Origin of the sequence: Mesorhizobium sp. WSM4898 (assembly GCF_029625845.1) — a bacterium.
Lineage (GTDB): Bacteria > Pseudomonadota > Alphaproteobacteria > Rhizobiales > Rhizobiaceae > Mesorhizobium.
In genome coordinates this window covers 1,347,994-1,372,633 of record NZ_JARTVQ010000002.1, presented here as the reverse complement: position 1 = coordinate 1,372,633, position 24,640 = coordinate 1,347,994, and the positions used below count along the sequence as shown (strand labels likewise).

Below are 24,640 nucleotides of genomic sequence, written 5' to 3'. Positions count from 1 at the left end.
CGGATTGGGAACGGGTTCCTCGTCCGGCAGCCTCTCCGGATCCGGTTCGCGCATCGGCTTTGGGTCGGGAAACGGCGGCGGCGTGGGGACCGGCGTTGGCGTCGGGTCGGGAGTGGGGAGAATAGCCATAAGGTGGTTCCCTCGTTGCGCTGGCGGAGCAGTCCGCGAGATGCGGTTTGGGCAACCGGTATCTGCCCGACTTGAACATGATGGGTAGAGCCGCCTCATCCGACGCTTCATCGACACCTGATCACCGGCGGCTGACGCATGGCAGAACGGCCTCGACCGGGGATGGTTCCACAGCGATCCCGCCGCGTTTCGGCGGGGGCGAACACGAATGACGATCAAATGATTTCCCGTCGCCCATTTCGCCCTTGCCGGCGCCATGCAGCGCCTTAGTTCCGTTTGCGGGGCGGGTGATCATCTGCCGACATAGGAGGCGGCCTTGAAGTACCAAACCGTAGACCAACTCAATGCCGTTGCCGACGTTCATGCTGAAGCAGCGGTTCTCATCGCCAGTCGTGGCCAACGCCTCGAGCGCTGGGCGCAACTTCTCGAGCAGGATCCCGGCCGGCGCCTTATGGCGCTTGCGGGCACCGAATACGCCACACCCGACGTGCGCGAAAAGATGCGTTCCACCGGATCGCCGATTACCGTCGCCTTCGAAGACCCGATCTTTCGTGCTCAGGGCCTGAAGGACGACACCTACGGCGAAGCAAAGCGCTTCTTCGAACTCAGCGACTGGCAACTGCACGAGGTCGTCTGCCATTGCCATGTCGGCGCCAATCTGCCGGCACGCTGGGCGGCGTCCCGCGTTCGCGCGGCCATCTCTCCAGGCTCGGGCATTCTTGCCTGGCTGAGATCGGTGTTCATGCACTAAGACGACTGCCGCGGTTCGAAGAACCGCGGCAAGTTCAATCCTTATCGGAGACGGAGGGGAGTTGTCCCCAGCCGTCGGTGGCTAGAGCGATTCACCGTTTTGCGAGAACGTCGAACCGCTCTATCTTTTTGCTTTCGCTCATTCTGCTGTTGATGCAATTCCCCGCGCGAAGTTTGGGACTGTGTCTGGAATTTGCTCTTAGGGCTGCCCGCGCCGCACCTCCACTCAGCGATCGATCTCTCCGAACACGATATCCAGCGATCCGATGATGGCCGCGACATCGGCGATCATGTGCCCGCGCGACAGGAAGTCCATCGCCTGAAGGTGGGCGAAAGACGGCGCACGTATCTTGCAGCGGTACGGAACATTGCTGCCGTCAGAGACAAGATAGACGCCGAATTCGCCTTTGGGCGCCTCCACCGCGGCGTAGACCTCGCCCTGCGGCACATGATGGCCTTCGGTGTAGAGCTTGAAATGGTGGATCGTCGCCTCCATGGAACGCTTCATGGTGGCGCGCGGCGGCGGCGTGATCTTCTGGTTCGGTACGGCGACCGGGCCGTGCCCGTCGGGCAAGCGCAGCTTCTCCAGACATTGCCTCATGATCCTAACCGACTGCCGCATCTCCTCCATGCGCACGAGATAGCGGTCGTAGCAGTCGCCGTGCTTGCCGACCGGAATGTCGAAATCCATTTCGGGATAGCATTCATAGGGTTGCGCCTTGCGCAAATCCCAGGCCGCGCCCGAGCCGCGCACCATCGGGCCGGAGAAACCCCATGCCCAAGCATCGTCCTGTCCGATCACGCCGACGTCGACATTGCGCTGCTTGAAGATACGGTTTTCGGTCAGGAGTTCATCGAGATTGCTCAAAGTTCCCAGGAACGGATCACAGAAATTCCAGATGTCGTCGAGCAACTCTCCCGGCAGATCCTGATGCACGCCGCCGACCCTGAAATAGTTGGCATGCATGCGCGCGCCCGACGCGCGCTCATAAAAGACCATCAGCTTCTCCCGCTCGGCGAAGCCCCAGAGCGGCGGCGTCAGCGCGCCAATATCCATCGCCTGCGTGGTGACGTTGAGCAGGTGCGACAACAGCCGGCCGATCTCGCAAAACAGGACGCGGATAAGCTGTCCGCGCCGGGGAACCGATATTTCGAGCAGCTTCTCGGCGGCGAGGCAGAAGGCATGCTCCTGGTTCATCGGCGCCACATAGTCGAGCCGGTCGAAATAGGGCAGGGCCTGCAGATAGTTCTTGTATTCGATCAGCTTCTCGGTGCCGCGGTGGAGCAGGCCGATATGCGGATCGGCGCGGTCGACGATCTCGCCGTCGAGTTCCAGCACCAGCCTGAGCACACCATGCGCCGACGGGTGCTGCGGTCCGAAGTTGAGCGTGAAGTTGCGAATTGCGGTTTCGGCCATGGCGGCCTCTTCGCGGACTCTCATTTTGTTTGGCCGCTGCAGTCGGGTCAACCGCCCGCGGCGCCGCTGATCATGTCGTGGTCTGGATGATCAGCGTCAGCGTGCCGTCGCCATCGATGTTGGCGGCGACGACCTGCGAGGAATTCAGCCCGTTCGCATGCAGCACCGATACCGCCTCGGGCGAGGCATCGATCGATTTCTGCAGCCTGGCCAGGTCCGTGGCGGTTGTCCTGGTGACCACGGCTTCGGCCTTAACCTTGATCTCCGCGGGCAGGTCCTCCATCGCCACCACCACGACGTTGGTAACGGTTTGGCCGGAACTTCCCGGATCGGGTTGCACCTGGTCGAGCCGACGTTGTTCAGCCGGGGGCGGAACCTGGGGCGGTTGCGGATCGGCGCGTTGAGCCGAGACCGGCTGCGCCGGGGCAAGGGTCGAAAGAGCGAGCATCATCGTCAATGTCCGCATCGTCGTTCCTTCCATGTATCGAAGTCTGACGACACAACCCCTCCGCCCGGCGATGGTTCCGGCCAAGAGGGCAAGTGACGGTAAACGTCGGCGGGCGACGGCCGGACATCTCACACAGCCAACACTGACAGCGCAGCAGCCTGCAGGCGTTCGAACGCGGCAAAGCGCCCGTCGTGGCAGGCAGCGAGCGCGGCGTTCGGCGAATAGACCTCGCCCACCTCCGACATCGCCGCCATGGCCGCGCGAAGGTCGGAGTAGCGCCCGGCGGCGACCGCGCCGAGCATCGCTGAGCCGAGCAGCACCGGCTCGGGGGACGTTGGCGCGTAGACCACCTTGCCGGTGGAGTCGGCGATGAGCTGCCGCACGAGCGGGCTCTGCCCTGCGCCGCCGCTGATGGCGATCGTATCGATGTTGATGCCGCGGCCATGCATGGCCGCCAGGATCTGGCGGGCGCCATAGCCGAGGCCGCAGAGGCCGGCGACATAGAGCGCGACGAGACTGTCGGCCCCGGTCGCCATGTCCAAGCCGGCGACCAGTCCGCGCGCGTCGGGATTGGCCAAGGGGGCACGATTGCCTAGAAATTCGGGAACGACATGCAGGCCGCCGACCAGTCTGTCCGCCTTCGCCGCACCGCCATGCCGCTCCGCCTCCTGCGCCAGCCACTGGCTGAGGTTCTGGCCGCCTCGCGCCGCGATCCCGGCCAGCTCGACGGCGGCGGGGTGCATGCCGACCAGGCGATCGATGGCGGCGCCCGCGGCCGACTGGCCGCCTTCGTTCAGCCACAGCCCCGGCACCATCGCGGAGAAATAGGGCCCCCACACGCCCGGCACGAAAGCCGCCTGCTCGGTCGTCGTCATGGTGCAGGCCGAAGTGCCGAAGACATAGGCCATGCGCGTGGTCACATCGCCGGCGCCGCCGCGCGCGCCGACCGAGCCGATGCCGCCGGCATGCGCATCGATCATGCCGGCGGCGACCGGCGTTCCGGGCAAAAGGCCAAGCTCGGCCGCCGCCTTGCTCCTCAAGCCGTCGGGCAGCGCGCTCCCCGGCGCCACGACCTCGGTGCCGATCCGGGCAAATTCCTCATCCGCGAGCGCGCCGAGCCCGACCTTGCGAAAATAGCCATCATCCCAGCGTGCCTCATGCGCGAGATAGGTCCATTTGCAAGTCACCGTGCAGGTCGAGCGCGCCAGGCTGCCGGTGGCGCGCCAGGTGAGGAAATCGGCGAGATCCATGAACTGCCATGCCGCGGCGAAGGTCCGCGGCATGTTCTCGGCGAGCCATAAGAGCTTCGGGGTTTCCATCTCGGGCGAGATTGTGCCGCCGACATAGCGCAGCACGTCCTCGCCGGTGCCGTTGATCCTGCGCGCCTGCTCGGTGGCGCGGTGGTCCATCCAGACGATGATGTTGCGCTCGGGATCCCCTGACGGGCTGACCGTCAGCGGCTCGCCACCCGGCCCCAGAACGACAAGCGAGCAGGTGGCGTCGAAGCCGATGCCATGCACCGACTGCGCCGGGATGCCGGCAAGCGACACCGCCTCGCGGACGGTCGTAGCAACGGCGCGCCAGATGTCATTGCTCGATTGCTCGACGATATGGCCTTCGGCATGCCAGGTGGCGATGTCGGCCTTGGCGGACGCAAGCATGGCGCCCGCTTCGTCGAAGACGCCCGCGCGGGCACTGCCGGTGCCGATGTCGATGCCGATGAAATGACTGCTCATGACTTCAGATCCTTCGCCCGATCCGTTCGGTTGCTATAGGTCATTGCTTTGCGGCAGGATGACAAGGTCGCGGACGGTGATGTCACCTTCGTTCCCTATCGGTGTTGCCGTTCCGGCCAGCGGCGCAGGCAAAGCTTTGCCTTGCCGCGCACGTTTGCCCATGCCAATTCGACGCCGCTGCTTGTCGTGCCGGCTGGCTAGGCCGCTTTCGCCAGGTTGATGTTGTGCAGTGTCAGCCGCCGGAAATGCGAGGGCGTCATGCCCTTTTCGGCGAGAAACTGCCGGTTGAAGTTGGAAAGGGTGTTGTAGCCGACCTCGAAGCAGATGCTGGTGATCGAAGCCTGCTCGTCGCTCATCAGCATCTGGCAGGCCAGGTTGATGGGCAGCCGCTTCACATACTGAACCAGCGTCATACCGGTGTGCTGGCGGAAGGAGCGGGACAATACACTGGGCGACTGGCCGGCGATGGCGGCCAGGTCCGTCTCGCTGAAGGGCTGGGTCAGGTTCTCGCGCAGATAGGCAAGCGCCTTGTTGATGCCGGCCGACATATAGCCCGACGGATCGGGCAGGTAGCTCGCGCTGGCCAGCATGCGCGCGCCTTCGGCGCGGCTGAGCAGACCCATTATCATCAGGAACAGTTCGATGCGGCGCACGCCTTGCGAATTCATGATCTCTTCCATCAGCGGGCCAAGCTGCTTGCTGGTCTGGCGGCTGAACAGCACGCCGCGGCGCGAGGCTTCGAGCACCGGCGTCAGCGCCGCGAGCTCGGGCAAGGTGTTGATGGCGCCGTCGATAAAGCCTTCATTGAACTGGATGATGCGGCAGCGCAGCGGCACCGTCGCGTCCTTCGGCACATCGCTCACCCAGTTGTGCGGCAGGTTGGGGCCGGTCAGCACCAGATTGCCCGGCTCGAACTCGCCGATGAAGTCGCCGACGAAATAGCGGCCGCGGGTGGCGACGATGAGATGCAGTTCGTATTCCGGATGGAAATGCCAGCGCACCGTGCGGAACGGGTAACCGTGCGACCAGGCAGTGAAAGACTCGCCCGGCCTGATCTGCACAACTTCAAGATCGGGTTTCATCGCTGCTCCTCCCGTATTGAAGCCAAGGCGCGTCCCCTCTACGACGCGCCGTCCGGTTTCGGCCTCATGTCAGCCAAGCTACCGAGCCGACAAGATCTTCGCCACCATGTTCGCGTCACTCCATTGGTACTTTTTTGACTATTCTGAGCCTCCACGCCGCTGAGCGGCGCCTCAAACGACGCCGCGTTCCTCGCTCCTTATGCGGAAGGCATCGACGGCGATCGCAAGCAGGATCATCGCGCCGCCGATCATCTGAATGTAATAGGCCGAGACGTTGATGAGCTGCAGGCCGGTCTGGATGACGGTGATGAGCAGCGTGCCGCCGAGCATGCCGATGACGCGGCCGCGGCCGCCGAACAGCGAAACGCCGCCGATGACGGGTGCTGCCACGGCATAGAGCAGCGTCGTGCTGCCGACGGTCACGCTGACGCCGCCGAGATAGGAGGTGTAGAGGAAGCCGGCCACTCCAGCGAGGAAGCCGGAAGCGCTGAAGGCGCCAAGCCTCGCGCGCTTGACGTTGATGCCTGCGGCATTCGCCGCCCGGCGGTTGCCGCCGGTGGCATAGAGGTTGCGACCCCAGGCCGAATAAGCAAGCACGACATGCGCCAGGAGATAGGCGACGAAGAGGGCGATCGGCATTACCGGCCAGCTGCCGATGGTGGCGCTGCCAATGTAGCTGTAGCCTTCATCGGTCACCACCATGGTGCGGGCGTGGGTGGCGCCGAGCACCGCGCCTTGCAGAAAAAGCCCCATGGCCAGCGTCGCGATCAGCGAATTCATGCGCAAATAGGCGACGAAGTAGCCGTTGAGCAGACCGACGAGCACCCCGGCAACGATGGTGATGAGCACGACCAGCGTCCAGTGGACGCCGAACTGCTGCATGGCATAGGCGCCGACCATGCTCGAGAAGACCAGATTGCCGACCACCGAGAGATCGATCTCGCCGATCAGAAGCGTGAAGGAGACCGCCCCCACTAGCACGCCCAGCGTGGTGGCCTGCACCAGCACGTTCTGCAGATTGCCTTCCGAAAGGAAGAAGGGATTGAGGAAGCCGGCGAGGATGCTGAACACGATGATCAGGATCCAGACCACATTGTCGAGAAGGAATTTCTTGCTGGTCATGTCTGATACTGCCCCTGTCATCGCGCCGCTCTCGCTTCGGCGATCGCATCGATGGTGATCTCGGCGCCGCGCAGCATTCGCGCGATTCGACCCTTGGAGAAGATCACCACGCGGTCGACGAGGCGCTGCATCTCTTCCGGGTCCTGCGCGAGCAGAAGCACGCTAACGCCCGCCTTCGTCGCATCGTCGATCAGGCGGTGGATCTGCTCCTTGGCGGCGACATCGACGCCGACGGTCGGTTCGTCGAGCAGAAGCAATCTCGGCTTGCGTTCCAGCAGCCGGCCAAGCAGCACCTTCTGCTGGTTGCCGCCAGACAACTCGCCGATCTCCTGGGCGCTGCTGCCCATGACGATCTCCATGGCGCCGCGCGCCTCGCGCATGCGGCGGTTCATGCCGGCGCCGCTCACCAGCCAGCCGAGCGATAGCGGCCAATTGCCGAGGCTGAGGTTCTCGGTCACCGACATCGAGCCGACCAGGCCTTCGCCGATGCGGTCATGGGTGAGGTAGGCAATGCCCGAGCCGAGGCTCTGCCCCGGCGAGCCGAGACGCGCTTCCCGGCCATCGATCAGGACGGCACCGGCCTCGATGGGCAGCAGGCCGCCCAGCGCCCGCATCAATTCCTGCGGCCCTTCGCCGAGCAGGCCGACGAGGCCGACGATCTCGCCGTGGCCGATCGCAAGATCGACCGGGCCGCCGCCGGAAAAGGATAGCCCGCTGAGCTCGATGGCCGCGCCATGATCCTTGCGGGCGCGGTGGAATTCGGCGACGTCGGCGCCGGTGATGACGCGCGCCATGGCCTCGGCCGAAAGCTCCGCCGCTTTGCCGCTGGCGGTCACCTTGCCGTCGCGCAGCACCGTGTATTCCGAACAGAGCTGGCGCACCTCGTCGTTGTGGTGCGAGATGTAGATGAAAGACGTGCCGCGTTGGGTGAGGCTCTCGACCCATTCCAGCAGATGCAGCCGCTCGGCCGCCGCAAGGCCTGCGGTCGGCTCGTCGAGGATGATCAGCGAGGCTTCGGCCGCGACCGCCTTGATGATGGCGAGCCTGCGCCTGTCGCTGGCGCCGAGGTCGCCGGCGCGCCGCCTCGGATCGACCGGCATGCCGTGGCTTTCGAGCTGGCGCACCGCCAGGCGGCGGAGCGCGGACCAGTCGGTCAAGCCGTAGCGTCTCGGCAGATCCGGCAGCAGAAGATTTTCGCCGATCGAGAGGTCTTCGAAGATCTCCGAATGCTGCGACAGAAGGTGGAGCCCGCGCTTCTTGCGCGCCGTCAACGGCAGAGCCGACACGTCCTCCCCATTCAACAGGATGGTGCCACTGTCGAGACGCAACAGCCCGGCGATGATGTTGGACAGCGTCGATTTGCCAGCGCCGTTCTTGCCGAGCAGGCCATGGATCGCGCCCCGCGACACGCTCAGCGAGACGCCGTCCAACACCGCAAGCGGGCCGAAGCGCTTGAAGACATTGTCGACGGTCAGAACAGCGTTGGCACCGCCCTGCGCAAGGCTATCGGGCACGATTGTGCCGTCGGCGTTGACCATTGGGATAACCGGCAATCTCGAAATGAGGTGAGAACGCGATGGGCGCGTTCTCACCCGCCTCGTCGGCTGCGATCTCAGCCGGCGTTCTGCTGCATCTTCCACACCTGGGTCACGACATTGGCCCAGTGGCGCGGGTCGTCGGCATTTTCCTTGGTGAGGAAGTAGGGCGGGATGGTGAGCAGCGGGCCGGACGGGCTGTCGGCGATCGTGCCCTTCTCCCAAAAATACTTCTTGTTTTCGTAAGGTCCGGTCGGAACCGGCTTGCCCTTCAGCGTGTACTCTTCCAACAGGTCGACGACGATCTCGACATAGGCGATCGGGTCCTGTGCGATGTCGGCGTCGATCTCGCCGGCCTTCACCCATTCCAGCGCATTCGGCGAGGCATCGATGCTGGTCAGGATGATGTGCTTCTCATGGCCGACCGGAAACAGCCGTTTCTGCGCTTCGAGTGCCTTGCGGGCATCAACGACGAAGATGTCGGTCGGCATGTGGATGGCGTCGAGGTCCGGCCGCTCGCGCAGCGTCGCCGAGACCACGGCGAGCGCCTGCTCATGCTGGTTGTTCTGCGGCCGCGAGATGATCTCGATGTCGGGATATTTGCTCTTAAGCGTGTCCTCGAAACCGTCTTTGCGATCGCGCAGCGCCACGGCGGTCAGCGAGCCGTAATTGTTGAGCACGCTGCCCTTCGGCGAGCCGTGCTTCTTGGTGAGCAGCTCGGCGGTCTTCTCCGCCGCCATGACGCCCGACTGCTTGTTGTCGAAGGTCACCGAAGCGGCTACTTCTCCGCCGGTAAGCACGGTGTCGACCATGCCGAGCGGCACGCCGAGCGACTTCGCCTTCTTGCTCAGTGGGATGAGCAGCTCCGAATCCAGCGCGTCGGAAATGAGGTAGCGCGGCTTCTGCAAGAGCAGGCTGTTCCAGTCGTTGACCTGCGCGTTGGCATCGCCATTGGCGTCCTTGCCGACGAATTCCAGGCCGAGGCCTTCGACCTTGCGCTTCAGCGCCTCCTGCAGCACGACGAAGAAGAAGAAGCCGAGATAGCCGGTCTCCCAAGCCACAACCTTGGAGGTCGTGCCTTGCGCCGCGGCGCGCTCGCCGCCCGCCAGCAACAGGCCGCCGGCAGTGGCTGCCGCGCCCTGCAAAAGCGCGCGGCGGTTCAATGTTAAGCTCTTGGTCTCGCAACCCATGTCTCGCTCCCTGAAATGGTTGGAATCTTTGCCGGTAGAGCTTTCCACCAAGCCCGCCCGGCGGGGCACTCAGCCCCAAACATCCCCCGGAACGTTTCCTCCCCCGGACGATCTGATCAGGCTAGGCGCGCGCTATCCGGCCAGCCACCACGTTCCGGGGCGGGTGTTAGTACTTTTTTGATTCCGCTAGTGAAAGCCGAGGCCGCGATTACGACTGCGCTACAACATGCTCGACCTCCGGCGCGTTGCATTCGGAGTCAAAAATCTATGTGTCGCGGAAAGCGCAACCGGTAGCTCGCGCCGCAAGCCGCGACTATCTGTCTGGCGGAGGGCCGCGCGTCGAAACCGAAGGGATGGAGAGAATGAAGCACTGGATCGGAACCTGGAGCGCAAGCCCGATGAACGTCTGGCCGGGAGACGCCGTGCTCTATGGCTTCCACCAGCAGACGGTACGCCAAGTCGTGCGCGTCAGCACCGGCGGTGAGAGGTTGCGATTGAGGCTGTCCAATGAATATGGCGGCTCGCCGATTCGGATCGGCGCCGCGACCGTCGCGCTTGCCGCGAAAGACGGCGAGGTCGACGCCGGCAGCATCCGGCAGGTGACGTTCGGCGGCGAACGGCAGACCGATCTAGCGCCCGGCGCGCCGCTGCTCGGCGATGTTGTGGACCTATCGGTTGCCGATCTCGGGCAGATCGCGATCAGCCTCTATTTCCCCGATTTCGCGCCGATCGAGACCTATCACTACGAGGCGCAGCAGACCGCCTACATCTCCGAAATCGGCGACTTCGCCGACGCAGCCGAACTGCCGGTGCAGCAGACCTCGACCAGCCGCTATTTCCTCAGCGCCGTGCTGGTCGAGAGCGGGCCGGACAGTGGCTCTCTGGTTTGTCTCGGCGATTCCATCACCGACGGCTTCGGCTCGACCGTCGATAGCAATGCGCGCTGGCCGGACCGGCTGGCGGAGCGGTTTGCGAAAAGCGGCCGGCTGTCAGGCATCGGCGTCCTCAACCAGGGGATCGGCGGCAACCGCGTGCTTGCCAGCCGCGCCCGCGGCGCCAACGCGCTCGCCCGCTTCGACCGCGACGTTCTGGGCTTTCCCAACGTCCGATGGGTCTCGGTGCTGGAAGGCATCAACGACATCGGCTGGCCGGAAACCATGCTTGCCGGTCGCCAGGAGGCCGTCGCCGTCGAAAGCCTGATCGCGGCTTACCGGCAATTGATCGCACGCGCCCGCCTCAACGGCATCAAGGTGCTGCTTGGCACGCTGCCGCCCTTCGGTGGCGCCTTCGAAGGCCAGCCGCTCAGAACCTTCTACTCTGCGACCAAGGAGCGCGACCGTGAGGCGGTGAACGCCTGGATCAGGACATCGGGCGAAGCCGATGCCGTCGTCGATTTCGAGCGTGCGCTGGCCGATCCCGCCAACCCGTCGAGGCTGCTCGCCGCCTTCGATTGCGGCGACGGCCTGCATCCGTCCGACGGCGGCTATGCCGAGATGGCTAGGCTGTTCGAGGAAGCTTTCGAGAGCTTGCTTCGCGGCCAATAGGATTACCTGGTTCTGCGAGTGGCGGCTGCTGCCCGCGCCGGCGCCTTCTGGATGTTGGCGGCGCCGCCCATGTCACCATTCTTGGTGCGACCCGCCCCGGTCGTGCTCCAATATCGGCGCCCGTCGTCGGGTGCAATTCGGCGAAAACACGGATGGCCAACCTCGGAACAGGACGACGAGCACTTAGCATAATGGAGCTGGCAGAACAGCTCAGCTGTCCAGGAACAAACTGCAAGTCTTTCCGGTTTGGTGACCGAACCGATTGCGGTCACGAAAATGGTTGGACATAGAAGACATAATAATGAGCAGGTTGCGCAGCTACTGAGGCGCCAGTTTTCCAGTGAGATAATGAGGCGCCATCTGCGTGCACTTCCGCTGTTTCGGACCGAGAGGTGGCTCCCTGACCGGCTTGCCGGGTTGATGGAGGTTTTAAAGCGAAGTGAGGGTCGAGGACGACGGCGTTGATTCTTGCCTCTGGCCTGAAGCGTCGACGTCAGGCTGGACGCAAAGGTCGTCTTTCGATCCCAATGGAGAAGAGATGGTGAGCAATGCGGCCGCTCGATAAGGCGTTGCTTGGGGCTGTGGCAGGCGTCGCGGCGACCATGGCGATGACAGCAACGATGAGGCGCCTGCACGCAGTCCTGCCCGACGACGAGCGCTATCCGCTTCCGCCCCGCGAGATCGTCGACCGCACTTTTCCAGCTGTTGACGAGCGCGAAGCACGTTCAAGAACACTGCTTGCGCATTTCGGGTTTGGCGGTCTCACCGGTGCTTTGTTTGCCCTGCTGCCCACCACTCGAGGGAGCGGGATCGCCTACGGCTTATGCATCTGGGCGCTGAGCTATCTCGGTTGGATTCCCGCCGCCCGCATTCTGACCCCGGCGCACCGTCACCCCATCAGGAGAAACATGCTGATGATTGCAGCTCATGTCGTTTGGGGCCTGACGCTTTCGAGATCACTGAGAGAGATGGAACGCGCCGCCATCGAGGCGTTCGACCAGCAAGCCGAGAGGAGAAGCCGGTGACCGGGCGGCGCGTTCTGCGGAACGATCCGACCCTTCGGCCCGCCGCGCTGTCTTGTCCGGCGGGACATCGGCAATGAAGGTTCTCGTAACGGGATCGAACGGTCTCATCGGCACAGCGGTGTGCGCGCGTTTGGTCGCGTCAGGGCACGAGGTCGTGCGGGCCTCACGACGCCGATCAAGCCGGGCGGGGGAGGCGGGAACGGTCGCCATCGATATGGCGAAGGCGCTCGCCCCCGAGAACTGGGGCAGTGCTCTTCAAGGCGTTGACCTGGTGGTGAATTGTGCCGGTGTTCTGCAGGACAGCGCCAGCGAAAATACGACAGGGGTTCATGCATTGGGCGCAGCGGCGCTGTTTCGTGCCTGCCAGCAAGCCGGGGTGCGCCGGGTCATCCACTTTTCCGCTATCGGCGTCGATCGTGAGCAACCCTCGGCCTTCTCCGCCAGCAAATATGCCGGCGAGGAGGCCTTGATGACGCTCGACTTGGATTGGGTCGTGCTGAGACCCTCCGTCGTTCTGGGCCGCCCCGTTTTTGGAGCGAGCGCCCTGTTTCGCGGCCTTGCCGCGCTTCCTCTGCTGCCCTCCATGCCCGGCTCCGGCCGTCTGCAGGTGGTTCAACTTGAGGACGTGGTCGAAACGGTGGCGTTTTTCCTCAGCCCTGACAGCCCGTCACGGATCGCTCTCGACCTTGCTGGTCCGGACGCCTTCGCCATGGAGGAGGTAGTCGCGCATCACCGCAGGTGGCTTGGATGGGACGAGGCTCGCGTCCTGGCTCTCCCGAGATGGGCGGCGCGTCTACTTTATCGGCTGGGTGACGCCGTCAGTGTGCTGGGATGGCGCCCTCCCATGCGCACCAACGCCGCCCTTGAGATCAGCCGGGGAGCAACCGGTGATCCCGGACCCTGGAAGGCGATAACCGGGATCGAGCCGCGAGGTCTCCCGACAGCACTCGCCGCAAACCCAGCCACGGTGCAGGACAGGTGGTTTGCCGGCCTCTACTTCATCAAACCCGCGATCTTCACGGTGCTGCCGTTCTTCTGGATCATGACCGGAATCATATCCTTGACAACCGGATGGCAGAGCGGCGTCCAACTCCTGATCGGTACCGCGGTGAGCGCGCTGGCGGCGCCGTTGGTCATCGCCGGCGCGCTGGCCGACCTGGTCATCGGCCTTCTCATCGCGCTTCGCAAAACCGCGCGCGTTGGGCTCTGGGGAGCGATCGGCGTATGCGTTTTTTATGCATTGGCCGGCACGCTCCTGCGGCCCGATCTGTGGAATGAACCGCTCGGCCCGCTGATGAAGATCCTGCCGATCGTTCTTCTGCACTTCGTCGCATTGGCGATCCTGGAGGAGCGCTGATGCTCTACTTCGGTCTCAAATATCTCCATATCGTGGGCGCGGCGGTCCTGCTGGGGACGGGCGCTGGCATCGCCTTCTTCATGCTGCTTGCACACCGGACCGGCAACCCGGCTACCGTGGCCGCTGTCGCGCGCATTGTCGTGATCGCCGATTTCCTGTTCACGGCAACGGCAGTTGTGGCGCAACCGATCACCGGCGTCGCGCTTGCCTGGCTCGTCGGCTATTCGCTCTGGGACGGCTGGATCGCGCTGTCGATCCTTCTCTACGTCGTGACCGGTGTTTTTTGGCTTCCCGTGGTTTGGATGCAGATGGAGATGCGCGATCTTGCCCTGGCGGCGGCGAAAGCCGGCCAGTTGCTTCCGCCGCGCTATCACCGGCTTTTCCGGCTCTGGTTCGTCTTCGGCTTTCCGGCCTTCGGCGCGGTCGCCGCTATCCTATGGCTGATGATCACCCGCCCGGCCATCGAATGGTTCGGGACCGGCTGATGCCGGCGGGCCGAGCGAACTCATCTGAGCTACGCCGGGAGGAGAGGCGCCGGCTCTGATTTCCCGTGCATGGACAAGAACGACTATACCAGCGCGATCGGCATGTAGCGGATAACCACCTTCTCCTGTCGAAACCACCGCTCGAGTGCGATCCGGCGTTCACGCCAGTCGATGAGATCGACCTCGTTGGCCATGACTTCGAAGATCACAATCTTGTCGGCGTTGGACTCGGCACCCTTTTTCCACAAACCGTCGGCAGGCGCCTGAAGGTAAGCAGTAACGCCTTCGAAGCGACTCGCCAGTTCTTCCTTCACGCGGTCGAAATCTTCTTGAGCGAAAGGCTGGCCGTTATTGTCCGAGCAGGGAAGCAGGATCTGAACAAGATGCATCGCAATTCACCGGTGAAAACTAGCACTTGGTATCGTCAAGATAGTTATGCATGTCGGTGGCTGCGATCGAGGCGTGGCCGAATGCGACAGCAATCTGATTGATTTCGTTGACCACATCGCCAGCGGCATACAGGCCTGGCACGACCGTGCGCTGATGCGCATCCACGACAAGATTTCCAAGCTCGTCGCATGTCGCCCCGAGATCTAGGCCAAGTTGCGACCTTATCGTGCATCCCATGGCTGGATAGACGGTATCGAATGAGGATGCTGTTCCGTTGGAGAGTTGAATGGTGGCCTGCTCTCCCGAGGGTCGGAGTGAATGAGGGATGCAGGGCTCGAGCTGGATTCCAGCTTCGTGGATCAGTCGGCCGGCATCTGCAATTTCACTCGAAGCATCGGTCGTCAGTAGAGTGACGTCGCGAGTATAGGTCCGCATGAACAATGCCTTCTTCGCGGCTTCTTCCGCCGGGCCTATCACTGCGACGCGCTTATCGATCACCTCATAGCCGTCACAGATCGGACAGAGGCGCAAGGTGCCGGCTCTGATCATATCGTCTGCCGAAGGCGTCTCGGGAAGCTTATCGACAATGCCAGTAGCCAGGAGCGCCGCGCGGGAACGAATGGCTGTCGAACCGATCGCAATAAAATCCGTTCCGTCGCGGCCAATCTCGTGGATTACATCGTGCCTAAGATCGGCTCCGCTCTGCAAAGCCTGCTGCCGCAGCCGGTTCAGCAGGTCGGCGCCGGCTATGCCGCCGGGGAAGCCGGGACAGTTGCGGGTAATCGGAATGAGCTTCGCGCGGCTTTGACCGGAATCGACAACGACGACCCGGCGGCGAAAGCGCCCGAGATACGTCGCTGCTGCCAAGCCGGCCGGGCCGCCACCGATAACCAAGCAGTCAATTCGTTCCCCCTGACAGACGCTCTCGTCTTTGATCACCAAAGAACTCCCGGGAGGTGATGCAGAGCTATTGCAAGCGGCTCGTGCCCGGCAAACGAACTTTTCTGTTGGTGACTAAGACCAAGGTGCGCGACTGCTTCCCGGTTCTCATAAGAATGAGGCCGACACAGGTGCCGCTCGTGAGGATGGCCGCGTTTCCTTCCGAACGGACAGAAACGAGGGCGCAAAATTCGGCCTCGACCGCGCGCACCGGTAAGCGCGGGATCAGTTGTTTCGTTATAGGCGAACATCTGTCCCAACCGCGCCCTTGCCTATTGGTTCCGCCGCGCATTCGCGTTGCGCGCCGATCCGTTGTCTCGCCAGACGCTGACGACGTTCGGCTGCCTTCACACGCCGCAGGCCGCCGTTCTCGCCACGCGGCGGACCGGACGGTGCAAAAGTTCGCTTTTGTGGATCAAAGTAGCCCGGCCTGCCGGGCGGGGTTGGGGGCTTGACATACAGGCCGGGCCCTTACCCCGCGCAGCGGGGCAGAGTTCCATTATGCGCCGCGCTTGCGGCAACCGACATTAACATTTTCTAAGACTTGAAAAGCCCGTCGCAGCTAATGAGCGTAAGCGACGGGCTTTGTGCTGCCGAGACGGCTACGTCCCAACGGTAAACGACCGCTCCATAACAAGTCATGGCCGCGCAATCAGTTCCAATCTTGGACAGCCCACCCGAGGAACGTCACGACACCAGCGACGTTCCGGTAAATGGCAATCGACGATGATATCGAAAAGGCCAGGCGGCATGTTCACGAAGGCGAGCGGCACCTTCGCCTTCAGCACGAGTTGGTTGCCGACCTCAGCGATCAGGGATTGCCGACCGATGACGCCCTGCGCTTCCTCCAACTGCTTGAAGACATGCAGGCGATGCATCGGCAGCACTTGTCGCGGCTGCTGCGCAGAGCCGAAAATGGCTAGGAGGATTCCTGCCTTGTCGGGCCGGACCATGGGTGTCTGCACTTGATCTGGTGACAGGTCATGATCTGCCATGAGTGCGCCGGCCGAGACGATCGGAATCTGCAATTCAGCAAAACACTGTAACGCCGACAAGCGCAGGGACTGGACGCCCTGCCTCCAAATGCTCCGACTATTGCTTGTCCTTTGGGGCAACCTGCACCAGCTGCAAAAGCCCTAGCACGATCAGCGCCAAGACTGTGCCAAGAATTGCGATCTGCCAGAACCCGAGACCCACTGCCAATCCAATGGCACCGGCCAGCCACATTCCCGCGCCGGTCGTCAGCCCCTGAACTTCCCCTTTGGAGAAGAATATTAGCCCTGCAGCCAGAAATGCGACGCCGGCAGTTGTGGCTTCAATCAGGCGGATGGGGTCAATGGCTATCTCCTGGCCATCGAAGACGGGGAGATGGGTGATTTCGATGGCCAGGATGGCGATCAAGGCGGTTGCTAGACAGATCAGGATATGCGTCCTCAGCCCGGCCGGCCGGTTACGCCATTCACGCTCCATGCCGACGAGTGAGCCAAGAACCGCAGCCAGTAAAAGCCTGGCTGAAATTACGGAAAATGGCAGCCAGGTTTGCTGCCCGAAACGTTCAACAAGCTCATCCATGAGCGCCAGAACGTATCTGTGGGCTGCCCGGTTCCTTCCGCAGGACGCCGGGATGTCCTTGCAATGCATATCGCCGGCGAAGCGCCGGAACATTCGAGCTCAGCCCACGTTGGGTTCTGTTCGACTGACAGGGACACACCTCAATGGAACCCAAATCATCGCGCGATCTGCCCGGTCCTAAGCCCCGCAAGGACAAGGAACGGGAAAACCAAAAAGCTGCCGCGAAAACGCCTGACAAGACCAACGATTGGGACCGGAACCAGGTGCATGGCGAGGGCGAGAGCATCGGGATCGACAAGGACGAACCATAGGCCGATCCACACCCCAGAGCGCGCAATCTGAGCCGCCCACGATGCGGCTTGCCGCCATCCCGACTGTTGGAGTGCTGGCGAAGAGAGCGTCTTTCGAGTTCGCATCTAAATAATTGAAAAAATTTGGCTTTCGCGCCGGCTCGTTGCGCTGTTTGCTTCACGGTTGCCTTGGATGGCGACCGGCAAGCCTACCTGTCTGAGGTACAGACACGTCTCCATCCCAGTTTCTTATGAATTCGATCAGAATGCCCAACCCAGACCCGGAATGGCTGCTACGCACCCTCCACAGCGGACGAAGAAGATCGAAAACATGCTGCGGTATCGGCCTGGCATCGCAGATTGATCACAAGGGCTCTGACCCCGTTGTCGACCTCAGCCCGGACAAGTGCCAATTGCAGGGTCTTCAGGAAGGAAGAAGCTTCGCCGCTCGCAAGCGGTGAGTTCGCGAGGGACGGTGCGCCGGGCGAAGTCAATGAGGTCCCGGGACGTTTGGAAGACGCGAAGGATGCGGACATCTTTTTCGCCGGAAACAATTGCAACGCGGGTGCCGTCGGAACTGAAAGCTGCGCGTGTAAAGCCCAGTAGAATGGTTGCTTCGTCGTGGCTGCCGAGGACGGCAATCTGGCGTCCCGATTGCGTCGCCCAGAGCCGGACCGTGCGATCCTTCGAGGACGCGGTCACGACATACAAACCGTTGGGACTGAACTGGGCGCTGTCCACCGCGCCGCTGTGGCCCCTTAGAACGGCCCTTTCCAGTCCGCCAGCGACGCTCCAGATCCGGATGGTTCCATCGCGCGAGCCGGTCAGCAGCAACTGACCGTCGGGGCTCAAGGCGACGACCGTTACCGCGCCGGTGTGTCCCACTAGCGTTCTGACGCTTGCTCCGTCCGTGGTCGACCAAATGCGAGCCGTGTGGTCGAGTGAGCCCGTGGCGACGAGTTGACCGTCCGGGCTGAAGGCCGCTGCCGTGATGCGATCCTGATGCCCCACAAGAACCCTGAGCTCGGCTCCGCCCGTCGTCAAGAGGTGGCCCGCATTGTCTTCCCTGGCCGAGAGGATCAGATTTCCGTCAGGGCTAAGAATGGCCTGCGGTAGGTTGCTGCTCGTGTTAATGGCGGCTAGCTCGGTGCCGGTCGCCGCGTCCCACAGCTGCGCGGTGCCGTTCATCGATGCGCAGAGAAGCGATTTGCCGTCGCGACCAAACTGGATCTGGATCAGGCCGCGATGTGATCGGAACTGGGCGGTCTCGTGTCCCGTGGCCATATCCCAAACACGGACCTGCCCCCCAAGAGATGCCGTCGCGACGCGCCTTCCATCTGGGCTGAACGTCGCGCTTTGAACGATCTCATGTGTATCGAGCCGGATTGTCTCGCGCCCGCTCACGACATCCCACAGGTGCGCCGCGCTGTCGCCGCCGCCGGTCAGCAGGTGGACGTTGTCGGGACTGAAGACCGCGAAAGTCGGCCGATATTCATGTGAGAGCGCAGTCGTCAGCGCGCCGTCGACATCCCACAGCCGAGCAGTGCCATCGTGTGAAGCAGTGAGAAGAATGTTGCTGTCGACCGGGCTGAATTCCATATGCTCGACCAAGGATTCATGACCGGCGATCGTCGTCACCAACGAGGCGCGTTCAGCGTCCCAGATGCGGATCGGCCCATTGACCGAGGCAGTCGCCAGGAAGCGGTCGTCCGGAGTGAAAGCACCGTTCATCTCCACATCGCGTTCATCCGTATCGATGTCTGCCTTCAACCCCGAAACCTCTTGGCCTAGCACATGATCCAGCGTTCCCAACGCTCCATCCCAAATTCGGGCAGTGCCATCGATGGATACCGTGGCGATTCGCTGACCCCCATGACTGAAAATGACGCCGTTCAATTGCGTGTCGCTCTTGCTGCCGGCCAGCTTTGCGATCTCCGTTCCTTTCGACAAATCGAAAAGGCTGGAAGTGTCGCGGTGTGAATGCCAACCCCAGGGGCCGGCCAGCATCCGGCTTCCGTCCGGGCTGAACGCCAGGCTGTAGGGCCAGGAGGTCACTCGGATTGACCGCGTCAGCGCGCCGTCTGCGCTATTCCAGATCGAAACAAAATGCTTGCCTGCCGTCGCGAAGCTGCGGCCGTCTGAACTGAAAACAGCACGCGTATATGCGTCGCTTTTTACACCTAGGACTTTCTTTCCAGTCCGAGCATCCCAGAGCGTTGCATCGCTGTTCTCCCCCGCCGTCAGCACCTGGGTTCCATCCGGGCTGAAGATTGCCGTTGGATAGCTGCCTACCGGCCGCAGGATGAAGAGCTGTTCTCCCGAGACGGCGTCCCAGAGACGTGCAGTGCCGTCCCTCGCGGCCGTCAGGATACGGCTCCCGTCCGGGCCGAATTCAGCCCTCTCCAAGGCCTCTTCATGACCCTTTAGAACTGCAGTTTCGGCACCGCTGGAGATGTCCCAGACGGCTGCAGTCTTGTCGTAGGATGCGGTGACGATGCGATCGCCGCTCGGATTGAATGCCGCATCCGTCACGCCGGCGCCATGCCGGAAGATTTTGATCTGGTGGTGCGCCAGGAGAGCCTTGTAGAGGGCTGCTTCCGCCTCGAACAGATATGGCCGCTCGGATTGGTCTTTTGAGGGCAGCGCTTCAAGCGCCAACAGGATCGCAGCCTCGGTGCTGCCTGCCCCGGTGGACTGTTCCGAAAGGAAGGAGAGCGAAAGGAACTGATTTCGCATCGCCTGGTCGCGTTGCGACCTCGCTTCCTCCTGCGCCCTGAAGGCGACCAGCGCGCCTGCGCCCGCGATGAGAGCGAGCATTATCGCCACAATCGCTGCGTTGCGGGTACGTCGGGAAAGCCGGTTTGCTGCGGCCGCCGCCAGGCTCCGGCGCTCGGCTTCGCGCTCCAGGCGCTCGTGTTTTGCCTCTTCGGCGGCCTCGATCAGCGCTAGCGCTGCGTGCCGGTCCTTCTCCTCTTTCTGCCGATGGGCACGCAAAGACTCCTCGATGTACTCAAGGACATAATCGTCGATCTCCTCCCGTCTCGACAACATTAGTTCTTCGCCCTCCGCCAGACGTTTGCCGGACGGAAGGAGAAGCTCTCGATTCCTGCTTTCCAGGTGCCATCGGTGGGCATCAGCCCTGAGGCGTTCGCGCGTCTCGAGAAAATTCCGGTTTGCATTCACAATGTCACTTGCGCGCGGCCAGCGTCTCAACAGTGCTTCATGTGCAACGCGCACGAAGACACGCCCTGCGGCGTTCTCGTCGCTGACGAGGAGCCGCGCGTCGATCAGGGCCCTGACCAGCGCCGATCGCGCGGGAGTACCTGCGACTTCGGTGAGCAGGGCTGGACGTGCCGTCACGGTGTCATCGCTCAGACTTGCAGTTGTGAGGGCGCCCAGTACCGTCGGTAAGGCCTCCTGGATCTCGGGCGCCAGTAAATCCACGACTTCATCGGCGCGGCGCGCGATTGCGCCTTCGAGCCCGCCGAGCGCGCGATAATCCGCAAAGGTGAGAACGCGGCGCTGGCGGCCGGCCTGGTACAACGCGTCGAGCACAAACTCCAGAAGCGGCAATGATCCGGGATCGGCAGCTGCTGCCTCCTGCAGCACGTCATCGAGTCGCCCCAACTCGGCATTCTCCTCAAAGCGGAGTCCGGCAACGCCCGCCGGCTCACGGATGATCTGACCGATCTCCGGGCCAGTCGGCGGCAGGAGTTCGTAGCTGGAGAGGCCATCCTTGAGCGCCGAGAACCCCGGGACCTCGCCGCAACGGTGAAAAAAATCTGAACGGATCGCCGCGATCACCCAGGCCAGTCCGCTCGCGGCGAGCAGCGTCATGAGCCGCACGAGAGCCTCGCGCGTCGCCGGCTGCTTCTCCGTCGTGAACAGCTCCTCCAGCTGATCGATGGCGACAACCAATCTGATCTGCGAGCGGGCCGACCCAGCGGCTTTGCCAAGTGCCTGGCGAACCATCGCCAGCGCCCGATCCGGCGCGCTTCTGCAAAGCCGAGCGAGCTCCGCGGCTGTTACTTCGCAGGCCAGTTCCGGCACAGCAGCTTCGCTAAGCAGCGCCGCAGCCAGCACAGCGAATGAATCCGGTCCTTCGGAGAGGCGGATCAGGCAGCGGCGCCACAACGATATGCCCGCCACGGTTCCGGGCCGGATCAATGACGGCAGCAGGCCAGCGCGCAGGAGGGAAGACTTGCCGCAACCGCTCATGCCGTAGATTAGCAGGAATGCGGTGCCGCTTGCTGCCTGCTGCTCCAGTCTTGAAGTGCAGGCAGCAATCGCCCGCGCTCTGCCGAAGAAGAGATCGGCATCTTCGAATTCGAAGGCATCGAGACCGCGAAATGGCGACCTGACCGGTTCCTCTGAAGCAAGAGGTACGCGGTAGATGCGCAGGGCACGTGCGACGTCCTTCAGCTTCTGCTCGCCAAGCTCGATGAATTCCAGCGGGAGCCGGTCTCGAGCCTGGGCATGAACCGCTTCCGTGATGCAAATCCCGCCCGGTCGTGACAATGATTGAACATGGGCTGCGACCTCGACCGCCTCGCCCCCGAGGTGGTCGCCCTCGTCGACGACATAACCGAGGTGAAGCCCGATGCGGAAGCGCAGGCGCTTTGTCTTGGGAACTTGGCAATTCCGTCTGTCGACCTCATGCTGGATGTCGCTCGCACACCGCAAGGCCTCGACAGGGCCTGCGAATTCGGCGACCACGCTCTCTTCGGCGCTCGAGAACACGCGACCGGCATGTTGCACCAGCAGCCGATCGACGATCTGCCTGTACGGCCCGATTGGTACAGCAGCGCCCCGCTCAGCCTCACCTGGCGGCCGACCGTCAGCAGCCAGTTCGGCTGCCAGGATAGTGGCCATTCTTGGCCCGGCGCTTGAAGGACGGACCAGCCTGTAACCGCGCCGAGGCACCGTCTCCACAACAGCCTGCCGACCGTCATTGAGCGCCGCACGGATCTCGTGAATGCATTGCACAAGGCTGTCGTCGGTGACCGCGATCCCGTTCCAGACCGCCCTCATCAGCTCGTCCTTGGTGACGACGCGATCAGCGTTCTCCAGAAGGTGACGAAGCACCGCGAAGGTTTGGTGACGAAGTGCGATTGTGCTGTTGGATTTGTCGCGCAAGGTCTCGCTGCTCACGTCGACGGTAACGCCGTTGAGCACGAACATCGTGGGCGGCGAGCTACTCAAGCCGTTTCCCTCAAGCACGAAGCCGCAGTCCAATGTTTCGATCCTAGCACGGTTTCGCGCTTGCCATCATCATTCACATCGGGCGGGGAGCGCCGATTTCGGCAAATGATCGGAAGCCGTTCGTGACCCCGAGACGCCTCGGACCGACAATCGCAGCGTCAGCGAGAGGCTCACCATGGACGACGAAGTGCAGATTGCTCGAAGTGTGGGCGCAAGGCCGGTGCTCCGGCTCACAGGCGTGTGCCTGATGACCCTGTTCTTGGCAATGGCGCCCCAGGCTCACTCAACCGACCGTTCCCAGGACGGCCTGGTCGACGTCGATCTGCAATTGATCCTTGCAGTGGACGTTTCGCCGTCGATGAGCAAAGTTGAGCAAAGAGTGCAGCGCGACGGCTACGTCGACGCTTTCCGCCACGCGGACATTGCGGGGGCAGTCAAGTCGGGAGAGCGTGGAAGAATTGCAGTGCTCTATCTGGAGTGGGCAGGGCCAAATCAGCAAACCGTCATCGTGCCATGGACAATCGTCCAAAGTCGCGAGGACGCTCTCACTTTGGCAGACAGGCTCGCGGCTTTGTCGTTGACTGAAGGCCGCGGAACGTCGATTTCCGGCGCATTGTCTGCCGCGAATGATCTGTTCGCGAATAGTGGCTTGCGCAGCCCGCGCAGGGTTGTTGATATATCCGGCGACGGACCCAATAATGCGGGAGCACTCCTTGACCCCATCCGGCAGGTTCTTCTCGCGGAAGGCGTGACGATCAACGGGCTGCCTATCGCACTGCCCCGGATTGGCGGGGCCGACGGGTTCGCGAGGTATGGCCGTTCCAACCTGCAATCCTATTTCGAGCGCTGCGTCATTGGCGGACCAGACGCGTTTGCGATCGGTGTCACAGAGCCCGCCATGTTCGCCACCGCAGTCCGTCGAAAGCTGGTGCGTGAAATCGCCATGAACACGGATCTGGTGATCTACGCCACCTATACGGCGCGTTCAGACAGCACGACCGATTGCAACCTGATCGGTCAGCTGCCAGGGCGATAACGATCGGCGATAGCATGAGGGCTTGTGGGCGGGCCGCACGAAACGTCTTTCCGGCCACCTGCCTAACAGCCAAGTGCGGATGGCTTTGAGGTGTCTTCCCTCTTCGCTAACAGCTTGAAAATATCATAGTATTAGGAAAATTGATGGCGGAGAGAGCGGGATTCGAACCCGCGTTACGGTTTCCCGTAAACACACTTTCCAGGCGTGCGCCTTCAACCACTCGGCCACCTCTCCGTCTTGCATGTCGCGTCGGCCGGTTTCGCCGCGCGGGTTGGGGAGATGCATCTCCCTCGGGAAGGCCTCTCGGCCTAAATTTGAGGTGCCTTCAACCGGCAGGCAACCCTTTCCCGGCACCTCTAGCCGTCTAGGCAAAACAGGCGCGGGGCTCATCTAGTCGATCCGAAAGCGAATGCCAAGTCATTCCGTGGCTTTTGCCGTGGATGACACGGAAGCTGCCTCGGTGGCCTGCCATGCAGCCGAATGCTGTGCACAGGCCGGCCGGCGGAGTTTCCCGCGCTTGACTTCGGCTCTGGCCGCCTGTCGACTGCCTGAGGCGTTTGTTTTGTGCACTTCCGGACGGAAAACCACGACGCAGTTCCCGGAACTGCTTGGGCTTTGCGAGGGGCATCGTCCTGACATGGCATCGATCAACCAGCAGCCCGCGGGCCGGCCCGACAGCGGGCTCTCCTTCATCCCGGTGGCGTGGCTGATCATCGTGATGGCGCTTTCGGCCTATGGCCTGATCTCGAGCTGGCGGCTGATCGGCGACTTCAATCTGCCGGAAAGCGTGCTCTTCCTGATCTACGGCGGGCTGACCGGCGGCGTCGTGACCATTCTGTGGGGGCTTTACCTGCTCGGCCTCGCCTTCAACCGGTCGGCGCGTTTCCCGCGTCACTATACGATCTGGCAGGTCGCCATCATCCTTTGGCTCGTCGTGCGTCAGGCCTACACGCTTCTTGTGCCCGATTTCGTCTTCTCGGCCGAAGGGCTGGGCTTCACGGTGGCCGAGATCGCCATCGGCCTGCTCTGCATCTACCTCCTGCGGCGCGGCGCCGGCGCCGACACGGTGTATGCCAATCCCGAGGCCGTACGCCCGCCGCTCCTGGTCTCGCTCGTCGCCGCGTTGCTCGGCATCATCCTTGGCGGCGCCATCGGCGCCTGCATCGGATTTTTCGCGGGGTCGCTGATCGCCGACGCCACCCATATGAGCTGCTTCGAGGGCGCCTGCGGGTTTTTGCTGTCTTCATCGGCTTGGGCGGACTGATCATCGGAGCCGTCGGCGGCCGGATTTTCGCCATCTGGCGCGTCAACCGGCGCAAAGCGGCGCGGAGGGCCTAACTCAAAATCACGTGTCGCGATTGCGTGGCGGTTGTGCACGCTCTATGTCGTTT

General features: G+C 62.8%; 20 protein-coding genes and 1 tRNA gene. 8 read left to right on the top strand and 13 right to left on the bottom strand.

Annotation, left to right across the window (positions count from 1 at the left end):
* The first annotated feature begins 445 nt into the window (after positions 1 to 445).
* Positions 446 to 880, top strand: a complete 435-nt coding sequence (locus P9228_RS14000) for a hypothetical protein (RefSeq protein WP_278053936.1) — start codon at positions 446 to 448, stop codon at positions 878 to 880.
* A gap of 225 nt (positions 881 to 1,105) precedes the next feature.
* Here the strand turns inward: P9228_RS14000 and P9228_RS13995 are convergent, their stop codons facing one another.
* The 7 genes from P9228_RS13995 to P9228_RS13965 all read right to left on the bottom strand — a co-directional run bounded on the left by P9228_RS13995 (position 1,106) and on the right by P9228_RS13965 (position 9,409).
* Positions 1,106 to 2,296 carry an NADH-quinone oxidoreductase subunit D gene (locus P9228_RS13995; protein WP_067004196.1) on the bottom strand — a complete coding sequence of 397 codons (1,191 nt, stop codon included), beginning with the start codon at positions 2,294 to 2,296 and terminating at the stop codon, positions 1,106 to 1,108.
* Positions 2,297 to 2,366: 70 nt separating this feature from the next.
* Positions 2,367 to 2,747, bottom strand: coding sequence for a hypothetical protein (locus P9228_RS13990; protein WP_278053933.1), 381 nt, complete (start codon positions 2,745 to 2,747; stop codon positions 2,367 to 2,369).
* Positions 2,748 to 2,872: 125 nt separating this feature from the next.
* The gene (locus tag P9228_RS13985; protein WP_278053932.1) at positions 2,873 to 4,480 is read right to left on the bottom strand and encodes an FGGY-family carbohydrate kinase; all 1,608 of its coding nucleotides are present in this window, start codon (positions 4,478 to 4,480) and stop codon (positions 2,873 to 2,875) included.
* Between the two features lie 197 nt (positions 4,481 to 4,677).
* Positions 4,678 to 5,562 carry an AraC family transcriptional regulator gene (locus P9228_RS13980; RefSeq protein ID WP_278053930.1) on the bottom strand — a complete coding sequence of 295 codons (885 nt, stop codon included), beginning with the start codon at positions 5,560 to 5,562 and terminating at the stop codon, positions 4,678 to 4,680.
* Between the two features lie 171 nt (positions 5,563 to 5,733).
* The gene (locus tag P9228_RS13975) at positions 5,734 to 6,684 is read right to left on the bottom strand and encodes an ABC transporter permease (protein ID WP_278053928.1); all 951 of its coding nucleotides are present in this window, start codon (positions 6,682 to 6,684) and stop codon (positions 5,734 to 5,736) included.
* A 17-nt stretch (positions 6,685 to 6,701) separates the two neighbouring features.
* Positions 6,702 to 8,222 carry a sugar ABC transporter ATP-binding protein gene (locus tag P9228_RS13970; RefSeq protein WP_278053927.1) on the bottom strand — a complete coding sequence of 507 codons (1,521 nt, stop codon included), beginning with the start codon at positions 8,220 to 8,222 and terminating at the stop codon, positions 6,702 to 6,704.
* A gap of 74 nt (positions 8,223 to 8,296) precedes the next feature.
* On the bottom strand, positions 8,297 to 9,409 hold the full coding sequence (locus P9228_RS13965; protein WP_278053925.1) for a substrate-binding domain-containing protein: 1,113 nt from the start codon (positions 9,407 to 9,409) through the stop codon (positions 8,297 to 8,299).
* Between the two features lie 362 nt (positions 9,410 to 9,771).
* Here P9228_RS13965 and P9228_RS13960 point away from each other — a divergent pair, with 362 nt between their 5' ends.
* From P9228_RS13960 to P9228_RS13945, 4 genes are all read left to right on the top strand, one after another.
* Positions 9,772 to 10,953, top strand: a complete 1,182-nt coding sequence (locus P9228_RS13960) for an SGNH/GDSL hydrolase family protein (RefSeq protein ID WP_278053924.1) — start codon at positions 9,772 to 9,774, stop codon at positions 10,951 to 10,953.
* A gap of 548 nt (positions 10,954 to 11,501) precedes the next feature.
* Positions 11,502 to 11,978 (top strand): hypothetical protein, encoded by a 477-nt coding sequence (locus tag P9228_RS13955; RefSeq protein WP_067318776.1) that lies wholly within the window; start codon positions 11,502 to 11,504, stop codon positions 11,976 to 11,978.
* A 73-nt stretch (positions 11,979 to 12,051) separates the two neighbouring features.
* On the top strand, positions 12,052 to 13,335 hold the full coding sequence (locus tag P9228_RS13950; protein WP_127241190.1) for an SDR family oxidoreductase: 1,284 nt from the start codon (positions 12,052 to 12,054) through the stop codon (positions 13,333 to 13,335).
* Positions 13,335 to 13,820 (top strand): DUF2269 family protein, encoded by a 486-nt coding sequence (locus tag P9228_RS13945; protein WP_095783489.1) that lies wholly within the window; start codon positions 13,335 to 13,337, stop codon positions 13,818 to 13,820. The genes P9228_RS13950 and P9228_RS13945 overlap by 1 nt, the downstream gene beginning before the upstream one ends.
* Positions 13,821 to 13,903: 83 nt before the next feature.
* On the opposite strand, the gene P9228_RS13940 is transcribed toward P9228_RS13945, so the two are convergent.
* The 4 genes from P9228_RS13940 to P9228_RS13925 form a co-directional block, all read right to left on the bottom strand.
* Positions 13,904 to 14,209 (bottom strand): hypothetical protein, encoded by a 306-nt coding sequence (locus P9228_RS13940; protein ID WP_067318770.1) that lies wholly within the window; start codon positions 14,207 to 14,209, stop codon positions 13,904 to 13,906.
* Positions 14,210 to 14,228: 19 nt separating this feature from the next.
* Positions 14,229 to 15,149 carry an NAD(P)/FAD-dependent oxidoreductase gene (locus P9228_RS13935; RefSeq protein ID WP_278053921.1) on the bottom strand — a complete coding sequence of 307 codons (921 nt, stop codon included), beginning with the start codon at positions 15,147 to 15,149 and terminating at the stop codon, positions 14,229 to 14,231.
* A 638-nt stretch (positions 15,150 to 15,787) separates the two neighbouring features.
* Complete coding sequence (locus P9228_RS13930) at positions 15,788 to 16,144, bottom strand: hypothetical protein (RefSeq protein WP_278053919.1); 357 nt, start codon at positions 16,142 to 16,144, stop codon at positions 15,788 to 15,790.
* 97 nt (positions 16,145 to 16,241) lie between these two features.
* The gene (locus tag P9228_RS13925; protein ID WP_067004189.1) at positions 16,242 to 16,721 is read right to left on the bottom strand and encodes an MgtC/SapB family protein; all 480 of its coding nucleotides are present in this window, start codon (positions 16,719 to 16,721) and stop codon (positions 16,242 to 16,244) included.
* A gap of 143 nt (positions 16,722 to 16,864) precedes the next feature.
* Here P9228_RS13925 and P9228_RS13920 point away from each other — a divergent pair, with 143 nt between their 5' ends.
* On the top strand, positions 16,865 to 17,032 hold the full coding sequence (locus tag P9228_RS13920) for a hypothetical protein (protein ID WP_164746634.1): 168 nt from the start codon (positions 16,865 to 16,867) through the stop codon (positions 17,030 to 17,032).
* Between the two features lie 372 nt (positions 17,033 to 17,404).
* On the opposite strand, the gene P9228_RS13915 is transcribed toward P9228_RS13920, so the two are convergent.
* Positions 17,405 to 22,246 (bottom strand): winged helix-turn-helix domain-containing protein, encoded by a 4,842-nt coding sequence (locus P9228_RS13915; RefSeq protein ID WP_278053918.1) that lies wholly within the window; start codon positions 22,244 to 22,246, stop codon positions 17,405 to 17,407.
* 142 nt (positions 22,247 to 22,388) lie between these two features.
* On the opposite strand from P9228_RS13915, the gene P9228_RS13910 reads away from it, so the two are divergent.
* Entirely contained in the window at positions 22,389 to 23,249 is an 861-nt protein-coding gene (locus tag P9228_RS13910) for a DUF1194 domain-containing protein (RefSeq protein ID WP_278053917.1), read from the top strand.
* Positions 23,250 to 23,393: 144 nt separating this feature from the next.
* Here P9228_RS13910 and P9228_RS13905 read toward each other — a convergent pair.
* Positions 23,394 to 23,483, bottom strand: a tRNA-Ser gene (locus tag P9228_RS13905).
* Between the two features lie 403 nt (positions 23,484 to 23,886).
* Here P9228_RS13905 and P9228_RS13900 point away from each other — a divergent pair.
* Positions 23,887 to 24,513, top strand: a complete 627-nt coding sequence (locus tag P9228_RS13900; RefSeq protein ID WP_245434839.1) for a hypothetical protein — start codon at positions 23,887 to 23,889, stop codon at positions 24,511 to 24,513.
* Positions 24,514 to 24,640: the final 127 nt, after the last annotated feature.